The sequence below is a fragment of the Peptoniphilus sp. BV3AC2 genome (assembly GCF_000478945.1).
Classification (GTDB): domain Bacteria; phylum Bacillota; class Clostridia; order Tissierellales; family Peptoniphilaceae; genus Peptoniphilus_B; species Peptoniphilus_B duerdenii.
On sequence record NZ_AWXD01000007.1, the window covers coordinates 164538 to 187545 of the forward strand.

General features: G+C 36.1%; 21 protein-coding genes, 1 tRNA gene and 1 other RNA gene. 9 read left to right on the top strand and 14 right to left on the bottom strand.

Features of this window, described 5'->3' with window-relative positions; genetic code table 11:
• From HMPREF1252_RS01465 to prfB, 9 genes are all read right to left on the bottom strand, one after another.
• Window positions 1–1635 (bottom strand): DAK2 domain-containing protein, encoded by a 1635-nt coding sequence (locus tag HMPREF1252_RS01465; RefSeq protein WP_023059105.1) that lies wholly within the window; start codon window positions 1633–1635, stop codon window positions 1–3.
• 9 nt (window positions 1636–1644) lie between these two features.
• Window positions 1645–1998 carry an Asp23/Gls24 family envelope stress response protein gene (locus tag HMPREF1252_RS01470; protein ID WP_023059036.1) on the bottom strand — a complete coding sequence of 118 codons (354 nt, stop codon included), beginning with the start codon at window positions 1996–1998 and terminating at the stop codon, window positions 1645–1647.
• Between the two features lie 163 nt (window positions 1999–2161).
• Complete coding sequence (locus HMPREF1252_RS01475) at window positions 2162–2740, bottom strand: DUF4342 domain-containing protein (RefSeq protein WP_023059019.1); 579 nt, start codon at window positions 2738–2740, stop codon at window positions 2162–2164.
• 124 nt (window positions 2741–2864) lie between these two features.
• Window positions 2865–3521 (bottom strand): TrkA family potassium uptake protein, encoded by a 657-nt coding sequence (locus HMPREF1252_RS01480; protein WP_023059056.1) that lies wholly within the window; start codon window positions 3519–3521, stop codon window positions 2865–2867.
• A gap of 4 nt (window positions 3522–3525) precedes the next feature.
• Window positions 3526–4863, bottom strand: a complete 1338-nt coding sequence (locus HMPREF1252_RS01485) for a TrkH family potassium uptake protein (protein WP_023059013.1) — start codon at window positions 4861–4863, stop codon at window positions 3526–3528.
• 40 nt (window positions 4864–4903) lie between these two features.
• Window positions 4904–5248 carry a 50S ribosomal protein L20 gene (gene rplT / locus HMPREF1252_RS01490; protein ID WP_023059126.1) on the bottom strand — a complete coding sequence of 115 codons (345 nt, stop codon included), beginning with the start codon at window positions 5246–5248 and terminating at the stop codon, window positions 4904–4906.
• 14 nt (window positions 5249–5262) lie between these two features.
• Window positions 5263–5454 carry a 50S ribosomal protein L35 gene (rpmI, locus tag HMPREF1252_RS01495; protein ID WP_008901814.1) on the bottom strand — a complete coding sequence of 64 codons (192 nt, stop codon included), beginning with the start codon at window positions 5452–5454 and terminating at the stop codon, window positions 5263–5265.
• A gap of 9 nt (window positions 5455–5463) precedes the next feature.
• Window positions 5464–6018: a translation initiation factor IF-3 gene (gene infC / locus HMPREF1252_RS01500; protein ID WP_008901813.1), complete on the bottom strand. Its 555-nt coding sequence runs from the start codon at window positions 6016–6018 to the stop codon at window positions 5464–5466.
• Window positions 6019–6167: 149 nt separating this feature from the next.
• Window positions 6168–7274 carry a peptide chain release factor 2 gene (gene prfB / locus HMPREF1252_RS01505; RefSeq protein ID WP_023058982.1) on the bottom strand — a complete coding sequence of 369 codons (1107 nt, stop codon included), beginning with the start codon at window positions 7272–7274 and terminating at the stop codon, window positions 6168–6170.
• A 315-nt stretch (window positions 7275–7589) separates the two neighbouring features.
• Between prfB and HMPREF1252_RS01510 the strand changes: the two genes are divergently transcribed.
• Genes HMPREF1252_RS01510 through HMPREF1252_RS01530 form a run of 5 tightly spaced genes read left to right on the top strand, consistent with a single transcriptional unit; the run spans window position 7590 to window position 13308 of the window.
• Window positions 7590–8585 carry an ABC transporter ATP-binding protein gene (locus tag HMPREF1252_RS01510; protein ID WP_023059039.1) on the top strand — a complete coding sequence of 332 codons (996 nt, stop codon included), beginning with the start codon at window positions 7590–7592 and terminating at the stop codon, window positions 8583–8585.
• Between the two features lies 1 nt (window position 8586).
• On the top strand, window positions 8587–9525 hold the full coding sequence (locus tag HMPREF1252_RS01515) for an ATP-binding cassette domain-containing protein (RefSeq protein ID WP_008901810.1): 939 nt from the start codon (window positions 8587–8589) through the stop codon (window positions 9523–9525).
• Window positions 9525–10487: an oligopeptide ABC transporter permease gene (opp4B, locus tag HMPREF1252_RS01520; RefSeq protein ID WP_008901809.1), complete on the top strand. Its 963-nt coding sequence runs from the start codon at window positions 9525–9527 to the stop codon at window positions 10485–10487. Before HMPREF1252_RS01515 ends, opp4B begins: the two co-directional genes overlap by 1 nt.
• A 12-nt stretch (window positions 10488–10499) precedes the next feature.
• Window positions 10500–11456, top strand: coding sequence for an ABC transporter permease (locus HMPREF1252_RS01525; protein ID WP_023059042.1), 957 nt, complete (start codon window positions 10500–10502; stop codon window positions 11454–11456).
• A gap of 13 nt (window positions 11457–11469) precedes the next feature.
• Window positions 11470–13308, top strand: a complete 1839-nt coding sequence (locus HMPREF1252_RS01530; protein ID WP_023059016.1) for an oligopeptide ABC transporter substrate-binding protein — start codon at window positions 11470–11472, stop codon at window positions 13306–13308.
• A gap of 370 nt (window positions 13309–13678) precedes the next feature.
• Here HMPREF1252_RS01530 and HMPREF1252_RS01535 read toward each other — a convergent pair whose 3' ends face one another.
• Genes HMPREF1252_RS01535 through HMPREF1252_RS01550 form a run of 4 tightly spaced genes read right to left on the bottom strand, consistent with a single transcriptional unit; the run spans window position 13679 to window position 17919 of the window.
• Entirely contained in the window at window positions 13679–15502 is a 1824-nt protein-coding gene (locus tag HMPREF1252_RS01535) for an ATP-binding protein (protein WP_023059085.1), read from the bottom strand.
• The gene (locus HMPREF1252_RS01540; protein ID WP_023058986.1) at window positions 15499–16440 is read right to left on the bottom strand and encodes a DNA double-strand break repair nuclease NurA; all 942 of its coding nucleotides are present in this window, start codon (window positions 16438–16440) and stop codon (window positions 15499–15501) included. Before HMPREF1252_RS01540 ends, HMPREF1252_RS01535 begins: the two co-directional genes overlap by 4 nt.
• Window positions 16433–17233, bottom strand: a complete 801-nt coding sequence (gene rsmI, locus HMPREF1252_RS01545) for a 16S rRNA (cytidine(1402)-2'-O)-methyltransferase (protein WP_023058970.1) — start codon at window positions 17231–17233, stop codon at window positions 16433–16435. Before rsmI ends, HMPREF1252_RS01540 begins: the two co-directional genes overlap by 8 nt.
• Window positions 17230–17919: a tRNA1(Val) (adenine(37)-N6)-methyltransferase gene (locus HMPREF1252_RS01550; RefSeq protein WP_023059074.1), complete on the bottom strand. Its 690-nt coding sequence runs from the start codon at window positions 17917–17919 to the stop codon at window positions 17230–17232. The genes rsmI and HMPREF1252_RS01550 overlap by 4 nt, the downstream gene beginning before the upstream one ends.
• Window positions 17920–18166: 247 nt before the next feature.
• Here HMPREF1252_RS01550 and HMPREF1252_RS01555 point away from each other — a divergent pair, with 247 nt between their 5' ends.
• Window positions 18167–18337, top strand: a complete 171-nt coding sequence (locus HMPREF1252_RS01555) for a DUF362 domain-containing protein (protein WP_023059108.1) — start codon at window positions 18167–18169, stop codon at window positions 18335–18337.
• 145 nt (window positions 18338–18482) lie between these two features.
• On the opposite strand, the gene brnQ is transcribed toward HMPREF1252_RS01555, so the two are convergent.
• Window positions 18483–19775, bottom strand: coding sequence for a branched-chain amino acid transport system II carrier protein (brnQ, locus tag HMPREF1252_RS01560; protein WP_023058945.1), 1293 nt, complete (start codon window positions 19773–19775; stop codon window positions 18483–18485).
• 173 nt (window positions 19776–19948) lie between these two features.
• Here brnQ and HMPREF1252_RS01565 point away from each other — a divergent pair, with 173 nt between their 5' ends.
• The 3 genes from HMPREF1252_RS01565 to ffs all read left to right on the top strand — a co-directional run bounded on the left by HMPREF1252_RS01565 (window position 19949) and on the right by ffs (window position 22451).
• Window positions 19949–22024 carry a Tex-like N-terminal domain-containing protein gene (locus HMPREF1252_RS01565; RefSeq protein WP_023059128.1) on the top strand — a complete coding sequence of 692 codons (2076 nt, stop codon included), beginning with the start codon at window positions 19949–19951 and terminating at the stop codon, window positions 22022–22024.
• A 69-nt stretch (window positions 22025–22093) separates the two neighbouring features.
• Window positions 22094–22183: transfer RNA gene (locus HMPREF1252_RS01570), tRNA-Ser, on the top strand.
• 2 nt (window positions 22184–22185) lie between these two features.
• Window positions 22186–22451: signal recognition particle sRNA large type (ffs, locus tag HMPREF1252_RS09450), an RNA gene on the top strand.
• Window positions 22452–23008: the final 557 nt, after the last annotated feature.

The window sequence follows — 23008 nt, forward strand, 5'->3', positions numbered from 1 at the left end:
CTATTCTACTGATAAGATGTAATAGTATAGTGGTTGCGCTCCTCTTACGAACACCACATCCAATTCATCGTATGTTTCTTCTAGCTTATCCATTAGATTTTCTGTATCTTCTTCTTCAAGTCCATTTCCATAGTATAGAGTTATGACAGAAGATTCGTCGTCCACCATTTTTTCGATGAGTTTTTCAGTTACTTCATCTAAATCATCACCAAAGGATTCGATTTCTTTTCCGGTAAGGCCAATTATTTGATCTTTTTTGATTTGAGAACCATTTGAAGTGGTATCTCTAACAGCATAGGTTACAGATCCAGTCTTAATATGATTTAATTCTTCTTTCATATTTTCTATATTTTCTTCTGGATCTTTTTCTTCATCAAGTACAAATAACGCTCCTATACCTTGTGGAACGGATTTAGTTTCTACTACATACACATCCTTGTCTGATAGTTCCTTAGCTTGGTTAGCAGCAAGAATTATGTTTGAGTTGTTTGGAAGAAGTATTATGTGATCGGCATTTAAACTATCAATTGCCTTTAAGAAATCTTCTGTAGAAGGATTCATGGTTTGTCCTCCTTCAATTATATAGTCAACATTTAGTGAGTTGAAGACTTCGTTTATTCCTTCTCCCATGGAAACAGAAACTATGGCATATTTTTTCTTTATATTGCTCTTTCTAGCTTTTTCTACTTCAGCTTCATCGAAGAGAGTTTCCTTGTGTTGGTACCTCATGTTATCGATCTTTATATCTTGAAGTTGACCAAGTTCTACCGCGTATTCTAGTGCTCTACCAGGATTATTTGTGTGAACGTGAACTTTTATAACTCCAGTTCCTGCTCCACCTACTACTAGTAGACAATCTCCTAGCGGCATCAATTTATTTTTTAATTCATCTGTATCGTCAATATCTGTTCTTATAACAAATTCTGTACAGTAACCGAATTCCAAATCTTTGTCGTAATCGTCAAAAGAAATTTCTTTCTGCTCTTTCTTTTTAAGCTCTTCATCTTCTCCTGCAACTTCGATTACTTCTCCCCTTAGAGCTCTAAGCGCTCCTTCGAAAAGATATACAAGACCAGCTCCACCAGAGTCAACCACTCCTGCTTCTTTCAATACAGGAAGTTTTTCTGGAGTTCTTTCCAAAGATTCTTTAGAAGCCTTAACAATATCTTCCATAAAATCTAAAATATTTTCGTACTTGCTATAATTTTTCATAGCAAAATCAGCTGTCTCTCTACCTACAGTTAGGATTGTACCTTCAGTAGGTTTCATTACAGCTTTATAGGTTGTGTCTGATGCAGATTTCAAAGCCTTTGCAAAATCTTTGTTAGTTATAACTTTTTTATCTTTAAGCCCTTCGGCAAAACCTCTTAAAAATTGGGATAAAATTACCCCTGAGTTTCCTCTGGCTCCCATAAGAGAACCACGAGAAGCCGCAAGAGCTACTTCATAAACGTCATCAGATTGTAGTTCGTTAACCTGCTTTAAGGCAGATTTAGATGTAAGACCCATGTTAGTACCAGTGTCCCCGTCAGGAACAGGAAAGACATTAAGGGTATTTACATGGTCCTTGTTCATTAAAAGAAAATTCACCGCGCCATTAATACATGACTTAAGTGAAATATTTTTATTAGTCATACATACCTCTTATTTAATTCTTATTCCTTCAACTATAACCTCAACATTGTAAGGTTCAATACCAGTTAAATCTTTGATATAGAACTTAACATTGTCGATTACATTTTCTCCAACAGTAGATATTCTTACTCCATATTCTAATACTACGTGGATTTCTATCATTAATTTATCGTCTTCAGTTAAAACTTTTATTCCTTTAGAAATATTTTCAAATTTTAGTAGTTCCAAAAGTCCATCAGTTGCACTTTTAGAAGCCATGCCTACTATGCCGTAGGATTTCATAGCGGCCATCCCTGCTATGGTTGCGATTACATTGTTTTCAATTACTACAGCACCTTTTTCACTATTTATGATTGCTGGCATAAGCTCACCTCCAATTACATCTATTATATCAGAATAGTAGCAGTATTATCAACAAATACTCTAATCTTGTTACATGAAGCACTTTTTTTAAAATTTTTCACTAATAATTTTTTCTAAACAATAAAAAAAGTAGCTACCAGTTAGTAGCTACTAAAAAATAATTTTATTTATCTTCTTCGTCTTCATCTATGATAGTTTGTTCTTCTTCGCCATCTGATGAATCATTTTTACTTGATTTAGTCTTGCTTTTAATATATTCTTCTACGTCGATGCTTGTTCCATCTTCCATCATGATTAGGAATTTATATGAATTTGAATAAGCTACACCAAGTCCTAAAACTGCCGCAATCGGTGCTGCAATAGCTGCAACTATTGATGCAGTAAGAGATAGTTGAAGTACAGTTTCTCCATTCTTTTCGATAAGTAATTTTCTAGCGTTTCCTTTTCTAAAGATTTCTTTTATCGCTTCGATTATATCTTCTACGCTTCCTTGTAAATTTCCAAAAGTTTTGCTTGCAGACTTTGTAAATTTATCTTGAAAATCTTTGAATACTTCTTCTGCTTCACTTTCAAATTCACTATCATTATGTTCTTTATCAAATTTTCTAAATTGTTTTCTTTCCTTTATAAGTTCTATAGCGCGATCCACATCTCCATCTGCGTCGATAAGCGCTATTCTTACATCGCTAAATTCTGCTCCAGTCATATTTATAACGTAGTCGATTGCTTCTAATGTAATCATTATTATCACCTCTTTTATAAGTTTACCCGATTTTTTACTTGATAATCAAATTTTAAACAATCATAATTTTAAAATTTTTGTGAAAAAAAAGATCTTAAATGATGCATCTAAGATCTTAAAATTATTAACTAGTTATTTTTTCGATGTCTTTTAAATCTTCATCCTTGCCTAGTAGCACTAGCACATCTCCTTCTTGAAGAGCTGAATCCGGATGAGGATCTATTTGTATATCATCATTTCCGCGTTCTATTGCAAGAACTGTAACTTTGTACTTATTTCTAACATTTAGTTGTTTCAAAGTCTTACCTATCCAAGTAACTGGACATAAAAATTCTGCAATTGAATAGTCTGGAGAAAGTTGTATGAAGTCCATCAAGTTGGATGCGCTTAAATTGTGTGCAACTCTCACGCCCATATCTCTTTCTGGAAATATTATTTTGTCTGCTCCCAATTTTTTAAGTATAAGAGCCTGTCTATTGCTAGTAGATTTCGCTACTATATACTCAATTCCCGCCTCTTTTGCAAGGACTGTGGACATGATTGCAGCCTCGAAATTGGTTCCTATTGCAACTACCGCCGCATCGAAATTTTTAAGTCCCATTTCGCTTGTGGCATTCTCATCCATCACGTCACATTGTATCGCCGTGGTTACGTAATCTGCAATTTCCTCTATGGAATCCATATTTATATCCACAATCATTACTTCGTTTCCAAGTTCAGAAAGTGTCTTCGCAACAGAAGATCCAAACTTTCCACAACCAAATACTATATATGATTTCATTTTATCACCCTACCAATATTTTCCCTGATGCGTACTTAATACTAGATGGCTTCGTCTTCATAAGACCTACCGCAAGTGTTGTAGGTCCAACTCTTCCTATAAACATCGTAAATGCAAGGATTACTTTTGAAATGTCAGACAGATGAGGAGTTATTCCTCTAGTCATACCTACGGTTCCAAATGCACTTACAGATTCAAATAATATATCCAAAAATTCAAACCTGTCATGCTCTATAATAGCAACAGCCATCGTAACAGTAATGACAAGGGAGATGCAGACAATGGTTATTGCAAGCGCCCTAAGTATTACTTCTTTATCTATCTTTCTATTAAATATAACTATATCATGCTCTCCTCTAACCATTCCTATGGTGGAAAAAACCATAACTGCAAATGTTGTGGTCTTTAGCCCACCGGCTGTAGATGCAGGACTTCCTCCAATAAACATTAGAAAAATGTATATAATTGCCGTCGCATCGTGAACTTGTCCTATATCTATGGAATTAAATCCAGCGGTTCTAGTAACTGTTGATTGGAAAAAAGAAGCTAGCACCTTGTGTCCAAAACCAAATTCTCCAATGCTTAGAGAATTGTTATACTCTATTAAAAGCGTTGCAATTGTCCCTGCAAATAATAAAAGTGCAGATACTGTGATTACAACTTTTGAATGTACCTTCAACTTTCTAAAACTTCCTGCATTATAAATATCCATGTAGACTAAAAATCCAAGTCCTCCCAGGATAACTAGACCACATATAATCATATTTATATAGATATCTCCACTATATGACACAATTGAATCTCCAAAGAGATCAAATCCCGCATTACAAAATGCTGATATCGCATGAAATATAGAATACCAAACTCCAGTTTTAAATCCATATTTTGGAATTAGAGAAAAACTTAAAAGCAAAGCTCCAGTAAATTCAATTAAAAATGTAATCTTCGTAACGTATATAACCCATTTTACTATTCCAGACATGGAGGTTATATTAAGTTGCTCCTTCACAAGAAGTCTCTGTTGTAGGGATATCTTCCTACCAAGTAGGACTGTTGCAATTGAAAATAAAGTAATTGTCCCTAGACCACCTATTTGAATTAGAGTTATGATTACAACTTTTCCAAACATCGTCCATTGTGTTGCTGTGTTTGCTACTACAAGTCCCGTTACTGCAGTGGCAGAGCTTGCTGTGAAGAATGCATTTACAAAACCTACAGAGTTTCCATCCACAGATGCAATGGGAAGGCTTAGAAGTGTTGCACCAATTAAGATTACTATTAAGAATGACATCCCTAAAAACAAAGGAGCATTCTTAACTATTTTCTCGTATATTTTCGTCATAATATTTTTTAAAAAAAATAAGTTCCCACAAGGGGAACTCTTAGTTTTTAGCTAATTCAACAAGCTTTGCAAAGCCTTGTGGATCATTTATAGCAATTTCAGAAAGCATCTTTCTGTTGATTTCTACTTCATGTTTTTTAAGTCCAGCGATGAATTTTGAATAACTCATTCCATTTTGTCTGCAAGCTGCATTGATTCTTGTGATCCAAAGTTGTCTGAAGTCTCTCTTTCTTTGCTTTCTACCGAAGAATTGGTAGTTAAGAGATTTCATAACAGCTTGGTTAGCTGGTCTAAATAATTTAGATTTTGCTCCAAAATATCCTTTGGCTTGTTTTAATATTTTTTTATGTCTTTTCTTAGCGTTAACGCCTCTTTTAACTCTCATTTCTACCTCCTATATTAAGGAATCATGTGATCAATTCTTCTTTGATCGCCTTTAGATACTACTGCTGATTTTCTTAATTTTCTTTTTCTCTTAGATGTCTTCTTTCCTGTAAGATGACCTTTAAATGCAAAAAATCTCTTTATTTTTCCAGAGCCAGTTCTCTTAAATCTCTTCGCTGACGCTCTATGGGTTTTCATCTTAGCCATATTATCCTCCTATTGTTCCTTTTCATTCTTTGGATTTAGAAACATAACCATGCTTCTACCTTCCATCTTTGGTTTTTTATCTACTACACCATTGTCGGATATGAGTTCGACAAAGTTATCTAGAACTTCACGTCCTAATTCTGTATGTCCAAGCTCTCGCCCTCTAAAACGAACAGAAACTTTAACCCTATCTCCTCTTTTTAAAAAACCAATAGTTTGATTAGCCTTTGTTCTTAAATCATGATCTTCGATACTTGGTGTAAATCTGATTTCTTTTATACTAATCACCTTTTGTTTTTTCTTTGATTCTTTTTCCCTTTTAATAAGTTCGTATCTGTACTTTCCATAGTCCATGATACGACAAACAGGTGGTTTAGCCTGTGGCGCAATCTTAACTAGATCAAGCCTCTTTTCAATTGCTAAATCAAGAGCATGTCTTCTTGAGACAACTCCTATTTGTTCTCCATCTTCGTCGATAAGTCTTACTTCCTGTTCTCTAATAGCTTCGTTGATTTGAAGTTCTTTAATAATTGTAGCACCTCCATAAATTAAAAAAGCGGGCAAAAAGCCCGCAAAAATATCTCGATAATTTTTACCTTAAACCTCCATCGGCGTAAGGTGAGAGTGCGAGCTCTACTTTCAATACTGGTCCATTCTATCAGTTAGTTTTTATTTTGTCAACATATTTATAAATAAAATATCAAATATTTTTATTATTTTACCTTAGATTGTAAATATGCGTTTATAAAAGGATCTAAATTTCCATCCATAACAGACTCCACATCACCAACTTCTTCGTTTGTTCTGTGATCTTTTACCATTGTATATGGTTGGAAAACATAGGATCTTATCTGACTTCCCCAAGCTATTTGCGAATAGTTGCCAGATAGATCTTCTATAGCTTCCTTCTGTTCTTCTTGAGCAAGAGATATAAGTTTTGCTTTTAGAAGTTTCATAGCAGTCTCTCTGTTTTGAATTTGACTTCTTTCATTTTGACATTGAACTACTACTCCCGTTGGAATGTGAGTTATTCTTACGGCAGAGTCTGTTGTATTTACGTGTTGTCCGCCTGCTCCCGAAGATCTGTATGTGTCAATCTTTAAATCCTCTGGCTTTATATCTACATCTTCAACATCTTCAAGTTCTGGATAGACATCCACAGAAGAAAATGATGTGTGTCTTCTCTTATTTGAATCGAAAGGAGAAATTCTAACGAGTCTGTGAACGCCCTTTTCTCCTTTTAAATATCCGTAGCAGGAGTCTCCTTTTATAAGTAGAGTTGCAGATTTGATTCCAGCTTCATCTTCTTTTTGTAGGTCCAAAATCTCTGCAGAAAATCCTTTCTGTTCACAGTATCTCGTATACATTCTAAGAAGCATCGATGCCCAGTCTTGTGCTTCGGTTCCACCTGCTCCCGCATGGATCTGTAGAATTACATCGTTGTCGTCATATTTGTCATTTAAAAGTGTAGCAATCTTGAAATCTTCTGCATGCTTTTCAAGTTTTGTAAGATCATCTTTGAAATCTTTGTAGCTTGAATAGTCTCCTTCCATTTCCATAATTTCAAGAAGATCTTTTAAAGAAGAAATTTCATCTGTTAAGCTTTTTAAGTTTTCAATCTTTCTATTATAATGATTAAATTCTTTTATAGTTTTTTGAGCAGACTCTGTATCGTCCCAGAAACCTTCTTCCATTTGTTTATCATTTAAGTCTCTAAGTCTTGCCTTCATTCCATCTATATCCATAGATTCTATAAGAGAATTTACCATACTTTCTATTTCATCTAATTTTGTTTTATCTAAATAAACATTCTGTTCCATCATTACCTCCGTTATAACTAATTATATTTTATACAAAAAAATTGTTTTTCTCAAACCATTTTGTGAAAATTAGAAGAAATACAAATTTAAAATACATAGGTAATCTATTGCATACTATAAATATGGAGATTTTGTTACATTCCATGAAACTTTTATTGCTTTATGAAAAGATTTTCATTATAATGATTACTATAAGGTTAGAAATTCTATGTGAATTTTCTTTCATAGTTTTTAAGATAAAATTTTAAAAACTTTATTTACCATACATAATTATGGTATAATAAACACAACTTAAAAAAAGAATGGAGTAATTAAATGGACAAAGAAGTTTTACTTGAGATGAAAGACCTACATACGGCTTTCAGAATCAAAGACGACTACTACGATGCCGTAGACGATGTTAATTTGTCCTTGTATCCAGATGAAGTTTTAGCGATAGTTGGAGAATCAGGATGTGGTAAATCCACTCTTGCTACAACTATAATGGGACTTCACGATTTTAATTACACTAGAGTATCTGGTGAAGTTATTTTCGAAGGTGAAAATATTCTGGAATACGACGAGGATAAATACAATGAAATCCGTGGTGGAAAAATCGGTATGATTTTCCAAGACCCACTATCTGCTCTTAATCCGCTTCAAAGAATTGAAGATCAAATCGAAGAAGCCCTTATCTATCACACTGATATGACTAAAGAGCAAAGAATGGCTAGAGTAGAAGAGCTTTTAACCAGAGTTGGAATTGAAAATCCAAAGAGAATAATGAGGCAATATCCTCACGAACTTTCTGGTGGTATGAGACAAAGAGTTATTATCTCTATAGCTCTTGCATGTAAGCCTAAGATTATGATAGCTGACGAACCTACAACAGCTCTTGACGTAACTATTCAAGCACAAATACTAGACCTTATGCTTGATATACAAAAAGAAATGCACGCAGGTATTATACTTATCACCCACGACCTTGGTGTCGTAGCGCAAATGGCAGACAGAGTTGCTGTAATGTATGCTGGAGAAATTGTAGAACTTGCAAATGTAAATGAATTATTTAAAAATCCTTTACATCCATATACAAGATCTCTTCTAAATTCTATCCCTCAAAAGGATTCAGAAAACGAAGAACTACACGTTATTCAAGGTATGGTTCCTTCACTAGTAAATCTACCTCGTACAGGATGTAGATTTGCACCTAGAATTCCTTGGGTTCCAGAAAGCGAACATGAAGAGATTACACAGCTTCACGAAGCTGAACCAGGACACTTTGTAAGATGTACATGCTACAAACATTTTAAATTTGATTACGAGGTGTAATATGGCTTTAATAGAAATAAAAGATTTAAAGGTTCACTACCCTATTCGTGGTGGATTTTTCAATAAAATTATAGACTATGTATATGCTGTTGACGGCGTAAACATGACTATAGACGAAGGTAAGACTATTGGACTTATCGGAGAATCAGGATCTGGTAAATCTACAATTGGTAAAACCATTGTAGGTCTTGAACATGTTACATCAGGAGAAATCCTATACAATGGACATGACGTAACTAAGAAATCAGTTAGAAAGTCTATCCACTATAACAAAGACGTTCAAATGATCTTCCAAGACTCAATGAGTTCACTAGACCCTAGAAAAAGAGTTATCGATATTATAGGAGAACCTATTAGAAACTTCGAAAACTTAAATAAAGAAGAAGAATTTGAAAGAGTTCTAGAACTACTTGCAATTGTAGGTATGGCTAAAGAAGCAATATACAAGTACCCTCACGAATTCTCTGGTGGTCAAAGACAAAGAATCGGGGTTGCAAGATCAGTTGCTTGTTATCCAAAACTAATAATTGCAGACGAACCAGTTTCAGCACTTGACCTTTCAGTACAAGCTCAAGTACTAAACTACATGAAGAAAATTCAAAAAGATTTCAATCTAACATATATATTCATCTCCCACGACTTAGGAGTTGTAAGACATATGTGTGACTACATCTATATAATGCACAGAGGTAGATTCGTAGAAGCAGGAACAAGAGAAGATATTTATAACAATCCAAAACATATTTACACAAGAAAACTTATCGCTTCTATTCCTGACACTGACCCTACATTAAAAGAAGAACTTAAACGCCAAAGAGACGAAGTAGAAAAAGAATATGATGAAAAATATGATCTTTACTATGATAGCAATAATAAGGTATATCCATTGACACAAATTTCTGATACTCACTTTGTCGCACTTAAAGGAGGAGAGAAATAATGTGGAAAACAGTCTTACGTAGAGTGCTTCTAATGATCCCTCAATTATTTATATTGAGTTTATTAATCTTCATCATGGCTAAACAAATGCCAGGAGACGCACTTACTGGATCAATTGGTGGAAATGTTAAACCAGAAGTACTAGAACAAATCAGACGTGAATCTGGATGGTATGACCCATGGTATCAACAATATTGGAGATGGATTTCAAAAGCTGTACAAGGCGACTTCGGAAAATCATTCCAATATAAGCAACCTGTAACTAGAGTAATCGGTGCAAGAGCTGCAAACACATTTGCATTAGCACTATTTGCAACTGTTCTAAGTTATATAATTGCTCTTCCATTAGGAATTAAAGCTGGTAGAAACCCAGGATCTAAGTTTGATAAAGGAGTTATTCTATATAACTTCATTTCATACGCAATGCCATCATTTGTACTATACCTATTTACACTTTTACTATTTGGTTATGTACTTAAATGGTTACCAACAATGGGTTCTGTAGATCCTCACATAGCCAAAGGCACATTTGCATACTTCTTAAATAGAATGAAGCACCTTATCATGCCTGCGGGATGCATAGCTGTACTTTCAACAACTGGTACTATCCAATATCTAAGAAACGAAATCATAGACGCTAAGACACAAGACTATGTTAAGACAGCTAGATCAAAGGGTGTACCTATGAAAAAAGTATATTCACATCATATATTTAGGAACTCTCTTCTACCAATAGCAGCATTCTTCGGATTCCAAATCACTGGTCTTCTTGGAGGATCAATGATTGCAGAAAGAATATTCAACTATCCTGGTATGGGTAACTTATTTATAGATGCCATACTACTTCGTGACTATTCTGTTGTAAATGCGTTAGTAATGCTATATGGATTTTTAAACTTACTTGGTTCACTACTTTCTGATATCATCATGAGTATCGTTGACCCAAGAATAAGAATAGAATAGGAGGCTACCATCATGGATAAAAACAAAAAAGAGATAGCTCCTAATGAAGCAAAAGAATCAAAAGCAATAGATATGAAGAAACTCGAAGAAGGAAAAATGGAAAACCCAATGGGTTTCAAAGTTATCCTTAGAGAGTTTGAAAAAGATAAAGTTGCAACAGTTGCATTTTGGCTAATCGTAGCATTCTTATCTTTTATAATTATCACATCATTCTTCATTTCAGAAGATTTAATCGTAAAAGTAGATATATTTGAAAAATACGCAAGACCATCTAGCGGAAGCTTCTGGACTTGGTTTGGAAAAGACTCCGGTGGACGTAGTGTAATGGCTCTTACAATAGTAGGTGCTCGTAACTCAGTTCTTATCGGATTCGGTGTAACAGTTATAACAACTTTTGTAGGACTTTTCGTAGGTCTTATGGTTGGATATTATGGAGGCAAATTTGACTCTGTAGTGATGAGAATTGTAGACTTTATATCACTTCTACCAGTTCTTATGATAATTATTGTACTTGTAACAATGATTAAAAACTTCTCAGCTATGAGCTTAATTTTAATAATGTCAGCTTTCTACTGGATAGGAACTGCAAGACTTGTAAGATCTAAAGCCCTATCAGAAAGTAGACGTGACTATGTAAATGCATCTAAGACTATGGGAACATCCGACCTTAAGATTATGTACGGTGGAATACTTCCAAACATTTCATCAATCCTTATAGTTGACTCAACTCTAGCCCTTGCAGGAAACATCGGTATTGAAACCTCACTTTCATTCTTAGGTTTCGGACTACCAGCTAACGTTCCTTCACTAGGTACACTTATAGCCCTTGCAAGTAAGCCAGAAATCATACAAGATAAACCTTATGTATGGGTACCTGCATCATTAACAATATTGTTTTTGATGTTATGTATAAATTATGTCGGACAAGCACTGCGCCGTGCATCTGACGCAAGACAAAGATTAGGATGACAGGAGGTAAGTAATGAAAAATATCCTAAAAAAAGTCTCACTACTTTTAGCATTTGCTATTATTCTTACTGCTTGCGGTAATGGTGGAGCAAATAAAGCTAACGGCAACAAAGCCAATGCAGGAGACGCACAACAAGAAGGATCAAAGCCAAATATGGAAGCTGTTATCGACAATGACGGAGACGTAATTGATGCAGCTGACGACACATTAAGAGTAGCTCTTATTTCTGACTCTACTTTTAAGGGAGTACTAAACGGAGTACTAGCTCAAGATGATCTTGACTTTAACATCTTAGGTTATACTATGAACGGTGCTTCAGCAGGTGGACCTAACTTCGAAATGAACCAAAATCCAAAAGATGAAGTTCCAGTAAGATGGACATTTGATGCAAAAGCAAAAACTGCTACTGCAGAAATCAATCCTAAGTTCAAATGGAACAATGGTGACCAAGTAACTACTGATGATATCATCAAAATGTACGAAATTGTATGTAACAAAGACTACATCATGGACTCTAAATCAGTAAGATTTGACGAAGACACTCAAAACGTAGTTGGAGCAATCGAATACAACAAAGGCGAAGCTGATCATATCTCAGGACTTGAAAAAGTTGACGATTCTAAACTTATCGTTCACTTTAAAGAATTCTACCCTTCAATCCTTTGGGGTGGCGGACTTCAATTTGAATATGTAAACGCAAAACAATACGAAGGTGTTGCTATGAAAGACGTTGCTGGTTGCGACGCTCTTAGAAAGAACCCTCTTTCATACGGACCTTACTATGTAACTAATATAGTTCCTGGTGAATCTGTTACTTTCAAAGCTAACGAACACTACATCTGGGGAGCTCCAAAAATCAAAAACCTTGAAATCAGAGTTCTTCCATCAGCTCAAGCTGTAGCTTCTATGAAAGCTGGAGAATTCGATATTTACCTAGGACCTGGTAACGACATCTACGGAGACGTTAAAGATCTATCTAACGTTAAAACTGTTGGTGTACCAAGACTTTCTTGGAACTACCTAGGATTCAAACTTGGTAAATGGGATGCTGATCAAGGAAAAGTTATATATGATCCAAACTGCAAGATGGCTGACCCAGTTTTAAGACAAGCAATGGGACATGCTATTGATAACGATTCAATCGGACAAAAATTCTTCAACGGATTATCTTACTTCGCAAACTCTCCAATCCCACCAGCATTTGGACAAATCTATGACCCATCTGTAAAGGGATGCTACTTTGACATGGATCTTGCTAAGAAACTTCTTGATGACGCAGGATACAAAGATACTGACGGAGACGGATTCAGAGAAACTCCAGATGGAAAACCTCTAGTAATCAACTTCGCTCACATGGCAGGTGGAGAAACAGCTGAACCACTATCTCAATACTATATGCAACAATGGAAAGAAATTGGTCTTAACGTAAAACTTTACGGCGACAGACTAATGGACTTCAACGTATTCTATGATAAGATCGACGAAGACGATCCTGAAATCGATGCATTCATGGCTGGATGGAACACTGGATCTAACCCAGACCCATCAGGATTCTTCGGAGAAGGAGCTAAGTTTAACTTACCAAGATACACTTCTCCAAAAATGCAAGAAGTTCTTAAGAAGATCGCATCTAACGAAGCTTTAGATGAAGAATTCAGAACAAATGCATACAAAGAATTCCAAAAGATCGCTATGGAAGAAGTTCCATACATTCCAACAAGATTCTCAACTGACTGGATTGTAATCAACAACAGAGTTAAACACTTTGACTACAGACCATACGTTGAAGGAGAACACTTCGGACTATACAGTATAGAAGTAACTTCAAAAGACAGAGCAGTAGCTCAATAACAAATTGGCGCTTAAAAAACCTCTCAAATGAGAGGTTTTTTTTATGCCTATTTTATTTGAAATGTGAAATGAAATCCAAGTAAGATTTTTATTTTTTAATTTATTATTTATTTTTTGTGTTTACAAACCATTTTTAAATTGAAGTCTTTTTATTTGTTTTTCATCGCTAAAGATATACGGAACTCAGGTCTAACCGGTGCGGTTACAAGTTACAAATAAAAAACGAGGTTGCCCTCGCCTTTTATATTTTGTCCTATAAATTTGTATTTCTATTTCGATTTTATATCTTTTATTTATCTTTTATTTTATTTTTTACTTCTGTCGTTGTCGTTAATATATCGTCTTTACATTTTATTCTATCCAAGAAAATTTAATTTTCTTTTCTTAAATACTTATCCCCTAGGAAGCCTTTTTCTCTTACTACAAGTCCTGATTCTTCTAGCCTTTCTAGAATCCCCTTTAAATCTTCTACCGATAAATCGTATCCCTTAGATGCAGATATATTTTTCGCTGTCATCATGAGATTTGTCTCTTCTATTGGAAGATAGTCCTCCACTATTTTAAATTCATCTTCCCTGAGTTTATTTCTCATAGTCTTTAACTCGTCAAATGGATTTTCTTTGTGTGGGCTTGTTGTGTCCGCCTTTCTAATTCTCACATACTGGGTCCTTCCTAATTCTGCTGATGATACGAATACATCTCCTGTGGTTAAGTATGGAAGTCTTTTAGATTCTTCTGGGCTGATATCCGTTTCAGAACGAATGGTATCTATATCCTGTGCCCTTACGGTTCTAAATATAAATTTTGTATTAAGCTGTGCGGTTATAGTTTCATCCAGCAAGGTCGGCCTTTGGGTTGCAAGCACAAGAAAGACTCCGTACTTTCTACCCTCTTGAGAGATTTCTCGAAGCACTGATTTGGTTGGTGATGGGATTGCCTTCGGTGCGAAGTTATGGGCTTCATCGGTAACTATTATAAATGGTACGAAATAATCTGCATTTCCTCCCACTGAAAGTGAGTCCTTGTAATCACGTCTTAATCTATATGTCTTATTTAAAAGATAGGTACTAAATGTATTTATAAGTTTTGTTGAGCCTTGTACCACTACAAGTTTTCCTTCCATTAGTGAATTTAATAGAAGATCTATATTTCTATTGAAGATGCCTTGGTTTATAAGTTGTTTTAATCTCCAGCCGATACCTCTAAGGGACATTATATTTACTTTTCTTTCGTACTTATTTAGTAAATCTTCTAGGTGCACATAGTGGGACAATTCTTCCCCGCTTGCCATTTCGATTTCTTTTTGAATGCTATCCCTTCCAAGGTCGATAGCTTCAATTAAATTGTCAATGAGAGCCTCTAAGCCTTCTGCAGTACCGCCTTTTCTATGGATGATATCAACAGTCGCCTCCATGGATTCTGTTAAATCTGATACGGCTGAGAGCATTATCTTAAGCTCCATTCCGTTTATTTCGCTAAACTGCACGCCAATATCTCTTCCCACCATAAATTTATTGTACTTATCTTTGAAATCGTAATTGGAACTGTCGCCAAATTCCATTTCATAGTGCGGATCTAGAACTATGGTTGGGATTTTTTTCTTCATAAGTTCTTCTAGAAGCACCCTTAGTCCGAAACTCTTACCTGATCCGGAGCCACCGAATATTCCTATGTGAGGGTATTCGTGCATGGAATTTATATTTAAAATAAATGGCACGTCTTTTTGTGGTTCTGTCTTTTCTTCTTCAAAAGTTTCCAGTACTCCTTTTAGTTCCTCATCCATTTCGTCATACAAAACTTCTGTGTTCTTTATGATTCCAATGGTAAGTCCCTTTTCCCTCGATGTCTTCGCAATGATCGGCTTTAGTTCTTCAAAGGACGGGATATTTACATCAGAGCCTGTTAGCACTGGATACTTCGCTTCCTTTAAGAGTCGTACCTTTGCGATGTAGATTGTATCTTCTGATAGGTCGTATCCCAAACTCTTAAGACTTATGAGAACCGAGCTATCCACGAAATCTCCGCCTATATCCAGTGGTATAAATCTATTGTAGGTCTGAGCCTCCACCACTTCTCCGAGAAGCCTGCCCTGTGCTTCATCGTCTATGGCAAGAAACTCATTCATCCTGAAGTTTCTCTCCTTGCTGCCTACATAAAATGTATTGTTAGTGGTTATTCCAACTACTTTTATCATTTCATACTCCTTTTATCTCTTTCACTTACGAAAAATCTTTCGTAGTAACCTCTGTCCAAGTTATCTTTTAAAAGAGATTCCATCATTATATTGGTTATCTTAACTTCGCTATCGACTATATCTAAAAAGTATGGCACTCCTCTGGAATTTTCTGGCGTCAATGTGTAGACTAAGGATGCAATGCCTGTGAGTTCCGTCTTATTTCTATTGTACACATCTATTCCAATTACTCCAGGATAGGTGGAGCTTCGCAAAAATGCTGAGGTTAAACTGTAGCTAAACTTTTTATTTACACTATTATTTATAAGTAGTGCCTCGCCTTTTTGTAAAATTCCAAACATAAGCTCTCTGTCATAATAAAACTCATCCCAGTCAAAGGATCTTCTGATGTAATCGGTCTTTACATCCTTGACCACTCCAAATAGAACTATGTCCTTCTCATCCACTATTTCCAAAAGCTCTTCGAACTTGTCCTTCGCATCTAAGTTGTACCTAATTAGTCCTCCGTCCATCATAATATATTTTGGATTTAGCTTCATTATGGACTCAATTGCGCAGTTAAGCTCAATCTCAGCGAGTCTCTTCTTCATATTGTTTTCTTCTTCCAAGGTGTTTTGTAGTAGTGGTGTAAATATTTCGTTTACCACCACAGATTCCTTGTCAAAACGAAGTCCCAATGCCCTATAAAGTTCTATATAATGGGGAAAGTTTCCTCCGGATTTGTTGTAGGAGCCATCTATTCCAACTAGATTTTTAAATTTTACAATTTTCTTTTCGTCTAGCTTTGGAAGTTCGACAATTTCTCCAGTGTGCTCCACGAGTTTTTTTCTAAATTCATCCCTATCCTGTGAAAATATTTTTCGATACCTGTCTTCCAAGATTTTTCCGACGCTTTTAATCTCGTTTCTTAGAGATTCTAATTCTACTCCCTTATTCATCTTCTAAACTCACCTTGTACACATCGTTTTTCTTTAGACCAAACTCCTTCGCCACTTCCTTAATCGCCTGACTCATCTTCATTCCAGTAGCCACTTTCTTTTCAAGTTCAGCCTTTATATTTACTTCTACCTCTTCTTCTTCGTAACCATCCGCCACAATTACAAACTCACCTTTAAGGGTTAAGTCCATCTCTAAAATTTCGTCGATACTTCCCCTTATATGTTCTTCAAACATCTTTGTAAGTTCCCTAGAAATGGAAATCTCTCTACTTCCAAAGACTTCTCTCATATCCTCCAAGGTTTCCAAAATTCTGTGTGGTGCTTCGTAAAATATTATCGGAAACTTGAGTTCTTTTAAATCTTCCAATTCTTTTAATCTCTTGGACCTTTTGGAATCTAAAAATCCGTAGAAGAAGAAATGGTCCGTTGAAAATCCTGAGTATAGTAGTGCAAGTATGGACGCTGTGCTTCCCGGTAGAACTTCAAATTTTATGTCCCTGTCGATTAGTTCTTTCATAAGGATAAATCCTGGGTCGGAGATGCCCGGCATCCCTGCGTCAGAGATGATCGCTATATCGTTCTTCTCTGAAAGTTCTATAAGTTCGTCCACCTTCTGTCTTTCGTTGAACTTGTGGTAGGCGATAAGTCTTTTTTTTATATCAAAATTATTCAAAAGTTTTATGGAATTTCTCGTATCCTCGCAGCAGATAATATCCACTGACTTTAAAACATTTAATGTCCTAAGGGTTATATCTTCCAAATTTCCAATTGGAGTTGGGCAAAAATAAATCATTTCATAACCTCATTTCTGTAAACGGCTCTAAATTCTTCAGTCATTTCTCCGTCTTCGTACATATAGAAGTCCGGTAGCACTTCCAAATTATATCCACCGCCGAGCCTAATATCTAGTAGCATTATATTTGACTTAGATGATATGTCCTTCTTTATAAATTTAATTCTCTTGATGTAGAGATTTAACTCTTTTAGATAGACCGCTATCTCTTGAAGACGAAGGCTTGGAAATACCATGTACATCCTTCCCCCATACTTTAAATATTTTGAGAGGGCCTTTATAAATATGTAGATGTCCTCTGTGTGACGCTCCCTACCTTCTGAAACTTCCATGGCAGTTCTATCGGTGAAGTAAGGTGGATTGGTGATGATGGTGTCGAAGTATCCAGAGTATCCTTCCAAATTTTCTATCTTGGAGTTAACTACCTTTATATTTTTTAAATTATTTAGTTCGATGGTTCTATTTAAATTGTCTGTGTAGATCTCTTCCATATCCACAGAGACCACTTCCCTTGCCCTATTTAATACGCGAAGGCTTAGGATTCCATTGCCACATCCTGCATCCAATACCTTCCCCTTTACATTTGCAAATGAACTTAGGATTAGGGAATCCGTCGTATATTTAAATCTATCGTCCCTTTGAAATATTTCTATATCCGTTCCCGGTACATAATCTTTTTTATCCATAACTCTATTTTATCATAGAAAAAATTATTTTTTTTAAATGAATCTTAGTTAAATTTTAGATAATCTCATTATCATTTAGAATTTGATTATAATCACACAAGCGGAATATTTTCGCTATAAATGGCTATATTTCAATATCATAGCGATTTACTAGGTTTATTAATTTTGAAAATAGCAGTTGATAAAACTATTTTCTAGTGTTATACTAAAGACAGTAAAAGGTATAAAATTTTATGGAGGTGCTATAATGGCTCATATTATTACAGATGCATGCATCGCTTGTGGCGCATGTCAACCAGAATGTCCTGTAAACTGTATTTCTGAAGGTGCAATCTACGAAATCGATCAAGATCAATGTATCGATTGTGGCGCTTGCTCATCAGTATGCCCTACAGGAGCAGCTCAACCAGAAGCTTAATATTTATTTAAAAATAGGACTTAGGTCCTATTTTTTTATGGAGCAAATAAGATATTTAAAAAATAAATTTATACAACCAAAATTTTTCAAAAAATAAAAAAGGTAGTGTGGCAGAATAATTATCTTTCTGCAACACCACCTTTTTTTATGCGGTTTGTTTTTTTCCTTTGTATATTATATTAAATATTATCGCCAACACCACAACTGGCACTACCCAAGAAAATACCACAAGTGATTTTGGTAGGATATCTTCTAAAGGTTTAAATATATCTATATTTCCAAATATTGAATTTAAAATCGTGTTTACTGCAGGAATCAGTGATCCTATTATGGATCCGATTACGATTCCCCTCTTACCTAGGTGTTCGATAAATGTGTTTAAAAATATGATAACTATGGCAGTTGGATATAGAGCAACAAGAATCGGTGCTGAGATTGCAACTATATTGTCTACTCCCCTTACAGATGTGATAGCTGCAAATACTGATGATATGAGTATGATCACATTGTAGGATATTTTATTTTTAAATAGTGAGCTGAAATATTCTCCTACATAGGCAGTAAGCCCGATTGCAGTAGTTAGACATGCAAGAGCCATAGAAAGTGAAAGGGCGATATTTCCAAATTTTCCTAGAAGTCTTTCCGTTAAATGGATAAGCATCTCTGTTCTTCCTAGATCTGAAATACCTTCTCCACTGGCAGATGCTCCTATGAACACAAGACCGATGTAGATAACTGATAGACCTACTCCTGCTATTATGGCAGATTTGATGGTCATGCCTAGGATTTCCTTTTTATCGCTGTAGCCTTTCGTTACGAAATCGTCATAGATTATTCTCGCAAAGATCAGTGCTGCAAGAGCGTCCATTGTTTGGTATCCCTCTTCAAATCCAATTCCAAATGCACCTACGATTCCCTTATCTATCGGTGTTCCAATCGGATGTATAAATCCTTTAAAGATGATAATTCCAAGAACTATTAAAAGTGCCGGTGTCAAGAATCTTCCCAAGTTGCTAACTACTTTTGAAGGTCTGTAAACAAACAAAAGCACAAGGATAAAAAATATTGTACTTGAAAGTACTGGAGATAGATTCGGCATAAGTCCTTTGGAGATTACTTCGTAGGTGGTCGCCGCCGTCCTAGGAATCGCAAGTCCAGGTCCGATAGCGAGGACTGTAACGGTGGAGAATATCTGTCCAAAGGTTGGATTTACTATTCTTGACGCTTCGAGGATGCTGCCTCCAGCCTTCATAGAAGCGATGGCTCCCATCATAACCAGACCAACCCCAGCGGTTATAAATCCAATCATTGAAGGGATAAATGCCTTACCCATTGCCTCTCCGAGGGCAGGTGCAAAAAGCAGGTTTCCTGCTCCGAAAAACATTGAGAATAATGCAAATCCACTGATAATTATATTTTTATTTCTATTTTTATTCATACTAACTCCCCCGTTGTCATTAATATTTAAATATTTTACCACATAAAAGTATAGAATTAAACTAAATATTAAAATATTATGGAAATTATCCTAAAATTTGGTTTTTACAACGGGTAATTTAAATTATTTTGATATATCTTTCACATATGTTAAAATATAAAAAGAGGTGAAGAATGAGTATTATAACGAAATTATCAAAGGAACTCAATATAGATGAGAAGAAACTTATCCCCACCATCGAACTTCTAGATGGCGGCGATTCAGTTCCATTTATTTCCAGATATAGAAAAGAAGTAACCGGCGGACTAACCGACGAAGAGCTTAGAAATCTTCTAAAGAGACTTACATATCTTAGAAATTTGGAAGCGAGAAAAGAAGAGATCAAATCCTTAATAGACGGCCAAGGAAAGCTTACAGAAGAACTAGTAGCTGAGATAGACGCAGCAGATGTACTATCTGCCCTAGAAGACATCTACAGACCTTACAAGCCTAAGAGAAACACCAGAGGTAGCATCGCAAGAGAAAGAGGCTACGAAGTCTTTGCAAACATGATTGCAGAAGAAAAAAATTTAGAAGAAATACTAGAAGCTATAAAGAATTTTAAAATAGAACATCCAGAAGACGAACTAGAAGTGGAAGAAATCCTCCAAGGAGCAAAGGACATCGAAGCAGAAAATATCTCCGACTCTAGCAAGATAAGAGAGATGATCAAGAAGATCGTGTGGAGATTCTCTAGCCTAAAGACCACGAAAAAAGAAGAAAATCATGTCTATGAAATGTACTATGACTTCGAAGAAAAGATAAAGGATTTAAAATTCCACAACACCCTCGCAATCAATCGTGGTGAAAAAGACGATGTGTTAAAAGTTGAAATGGTAAGCCCAATGGATATCATCATTTCAAATATCAAATCCACCTACATCAATTCCCACACATTGGAAGAACTAAAGACAGAAATCATCGAAGACTCACTAAAGAGATTGATCATGCCATCAATAGAAAGAGAAATCAGAAGCGACTTAACCCAACTAGCAGAGACAGCATCCATAGAACTCTTCGGCGAAAATCTACACAATCTACTTATGATAAGACCACTTAAAGATAAGAATGTGTTGGCACTAGACCCTGGAATCAGAACCGGAACCAAAGCGTCAGCAGTAGATAAACTAGGAAACTTCAAAGAACACGACGTACTCTTCATAGCAGGGGCAAAAGGCGACAAGACCCAAGTTGAAAAGAAACTAATGGGACTTATAAATAGAAATGACATCGACGTCATCGCCATAGGCAACGGAACCGCATCGAGGGAAGTAGAATCATTCGTAGCAGACTTCGTAAGAGAAAACGAACTAAACGTGTCCTGGACCATCGTAAGTGAAGCAGGCGCATCCATCTACTCCGCATCAGAAGAAGCCACAGAAGAATTCCCTGACCTAGATGTAACCGTAAGAGGCGCAATCTCCATCGGACGAAGACTCCAAGATCCACTAGCAGAACTAGTTAAAATCGAACCAAAACACATAGGAGTTGGACAGTACCAACACGATCTAAACGAAAAGAACCTAGACATGAAACTTCACGACGTGGTGGAAACCTGCGTAAACACAGTAGGAGTTAACTTAAACACAGCATCCGTACCACTACTTAAATACGTCAGCGGAATCAACAACACCGTAGCAACAAATATCGTAAAATATAGAAACGAAGTAGGCAGATTCAACAGCAGAAAAGACTTAAAAAATATAAAGGGACTAGGACCAAAAGCATTTGAACAATCAGCAGGATTTCTAAGAATCCTAGACGGAGAAGAAATCCTCGACTCCACAGCAGTCCATCCAGAATCCTACGAAATCGCAAAGAAACTAAAAGGCACAGAAGAAGCCACAGAAGAACTCGCAAAAGAACTAGGAGTTGGACTATTCACCCTAAGAGATATCTTAGAAGAACTCAAAAAACCAGGTAGAGACCCTAGAGAAGACCTAGATGAAGTATTCTTAAAATCAGACATACTAACCATCGAAGACTTAAAAATCGGAGACGTACTAAAAGGCACAGTCAGAAACGTAGTCGACTTCGGATGTTTCGTAGACATAGGACTCCATTCAGAAGGACTCATCCATATCTCCAACCTGTCAAAAGGATTTGTAAAGCATCCAAAAGATATAGTAAGCGTCGGAGATATAGTAAACGTAGAAGTCATCTCCATCGACATAAAAAGAGAAAGAGTTGGACTAAAAAAACTTAAATAAAGGATTAAGAGCAAGGGTAAAACCTTGCTTTTTTTTAAATATTCAAGTATAATATAAGTCTGTAAGCATGCAGGGATGACCGAGTGGCTGAAGGTGCACGCCTGGAAAGCGTGTATACGAGAAATTGTATCGAGGGTTCAAATCCCTCTCCCTGCGCCATGCCATGCTAGATGGGAAATTAGCGATGTCCTGTAACCTGCAATTCGCTACAGCAGGATTGAATTCCTCTTGGAGGATTGTTTAATCGGTAGACTGCCCCATGAAAGCGGTGTTGAAACTTGGGTCTCACGCAACAGGAGCTTATGAACCGTGTCAGGTCTTGACGGAAGCAGCACTAAGTAAGATATTCTGTGTGCCGTGAGGGTGCCTGGGTGGAGCTGGCTCCATGGGTACCGTATTGATTAGCCTTTCAATAAGAGGTGCATGGCTACATATTAGAAACCGTACATTAAGTACGGTTTTTTTATTTTTTGTAGAGATTATAAAAAACTCTTACAACTGCAGTCACCCTTATAGATCGTCATCACGCCCACATGGTCATCCTGAGCGAACGAAGTGAGTCGAAGGATCTGACCTATATTTAACCTATTTATTCCAAAAAATATAATAAAATACCTACCCAACTGCAGTCACCCTTATAGAACGTCATCACGCCTACATGGTCATCCTGAGCGAACGAAGTGAGTCGAAGGATCTGACCTATATTTAACCTATCTATTCCAAAAAAATATAATAAAATACCTACCAACTGCAGTCACCCTGAGAGGCAGTCGAGTTCTGCAAATCAGACTCCATTTCATTCGTCTTCTTTGGAACTCTTTGCACGAGACCTGCTACGAAATCAAAGATTTCGGCTAGGGCTTCGAACGGGTATAACCTCCGCAGGTCAAGTCTATGTAAGTGAAACAATCCGTACATAACCACACCATAGGAGAGATCCTTCGACTCCAAAGGCTACCGCCTTTTCCGCTCAGGATAACCATG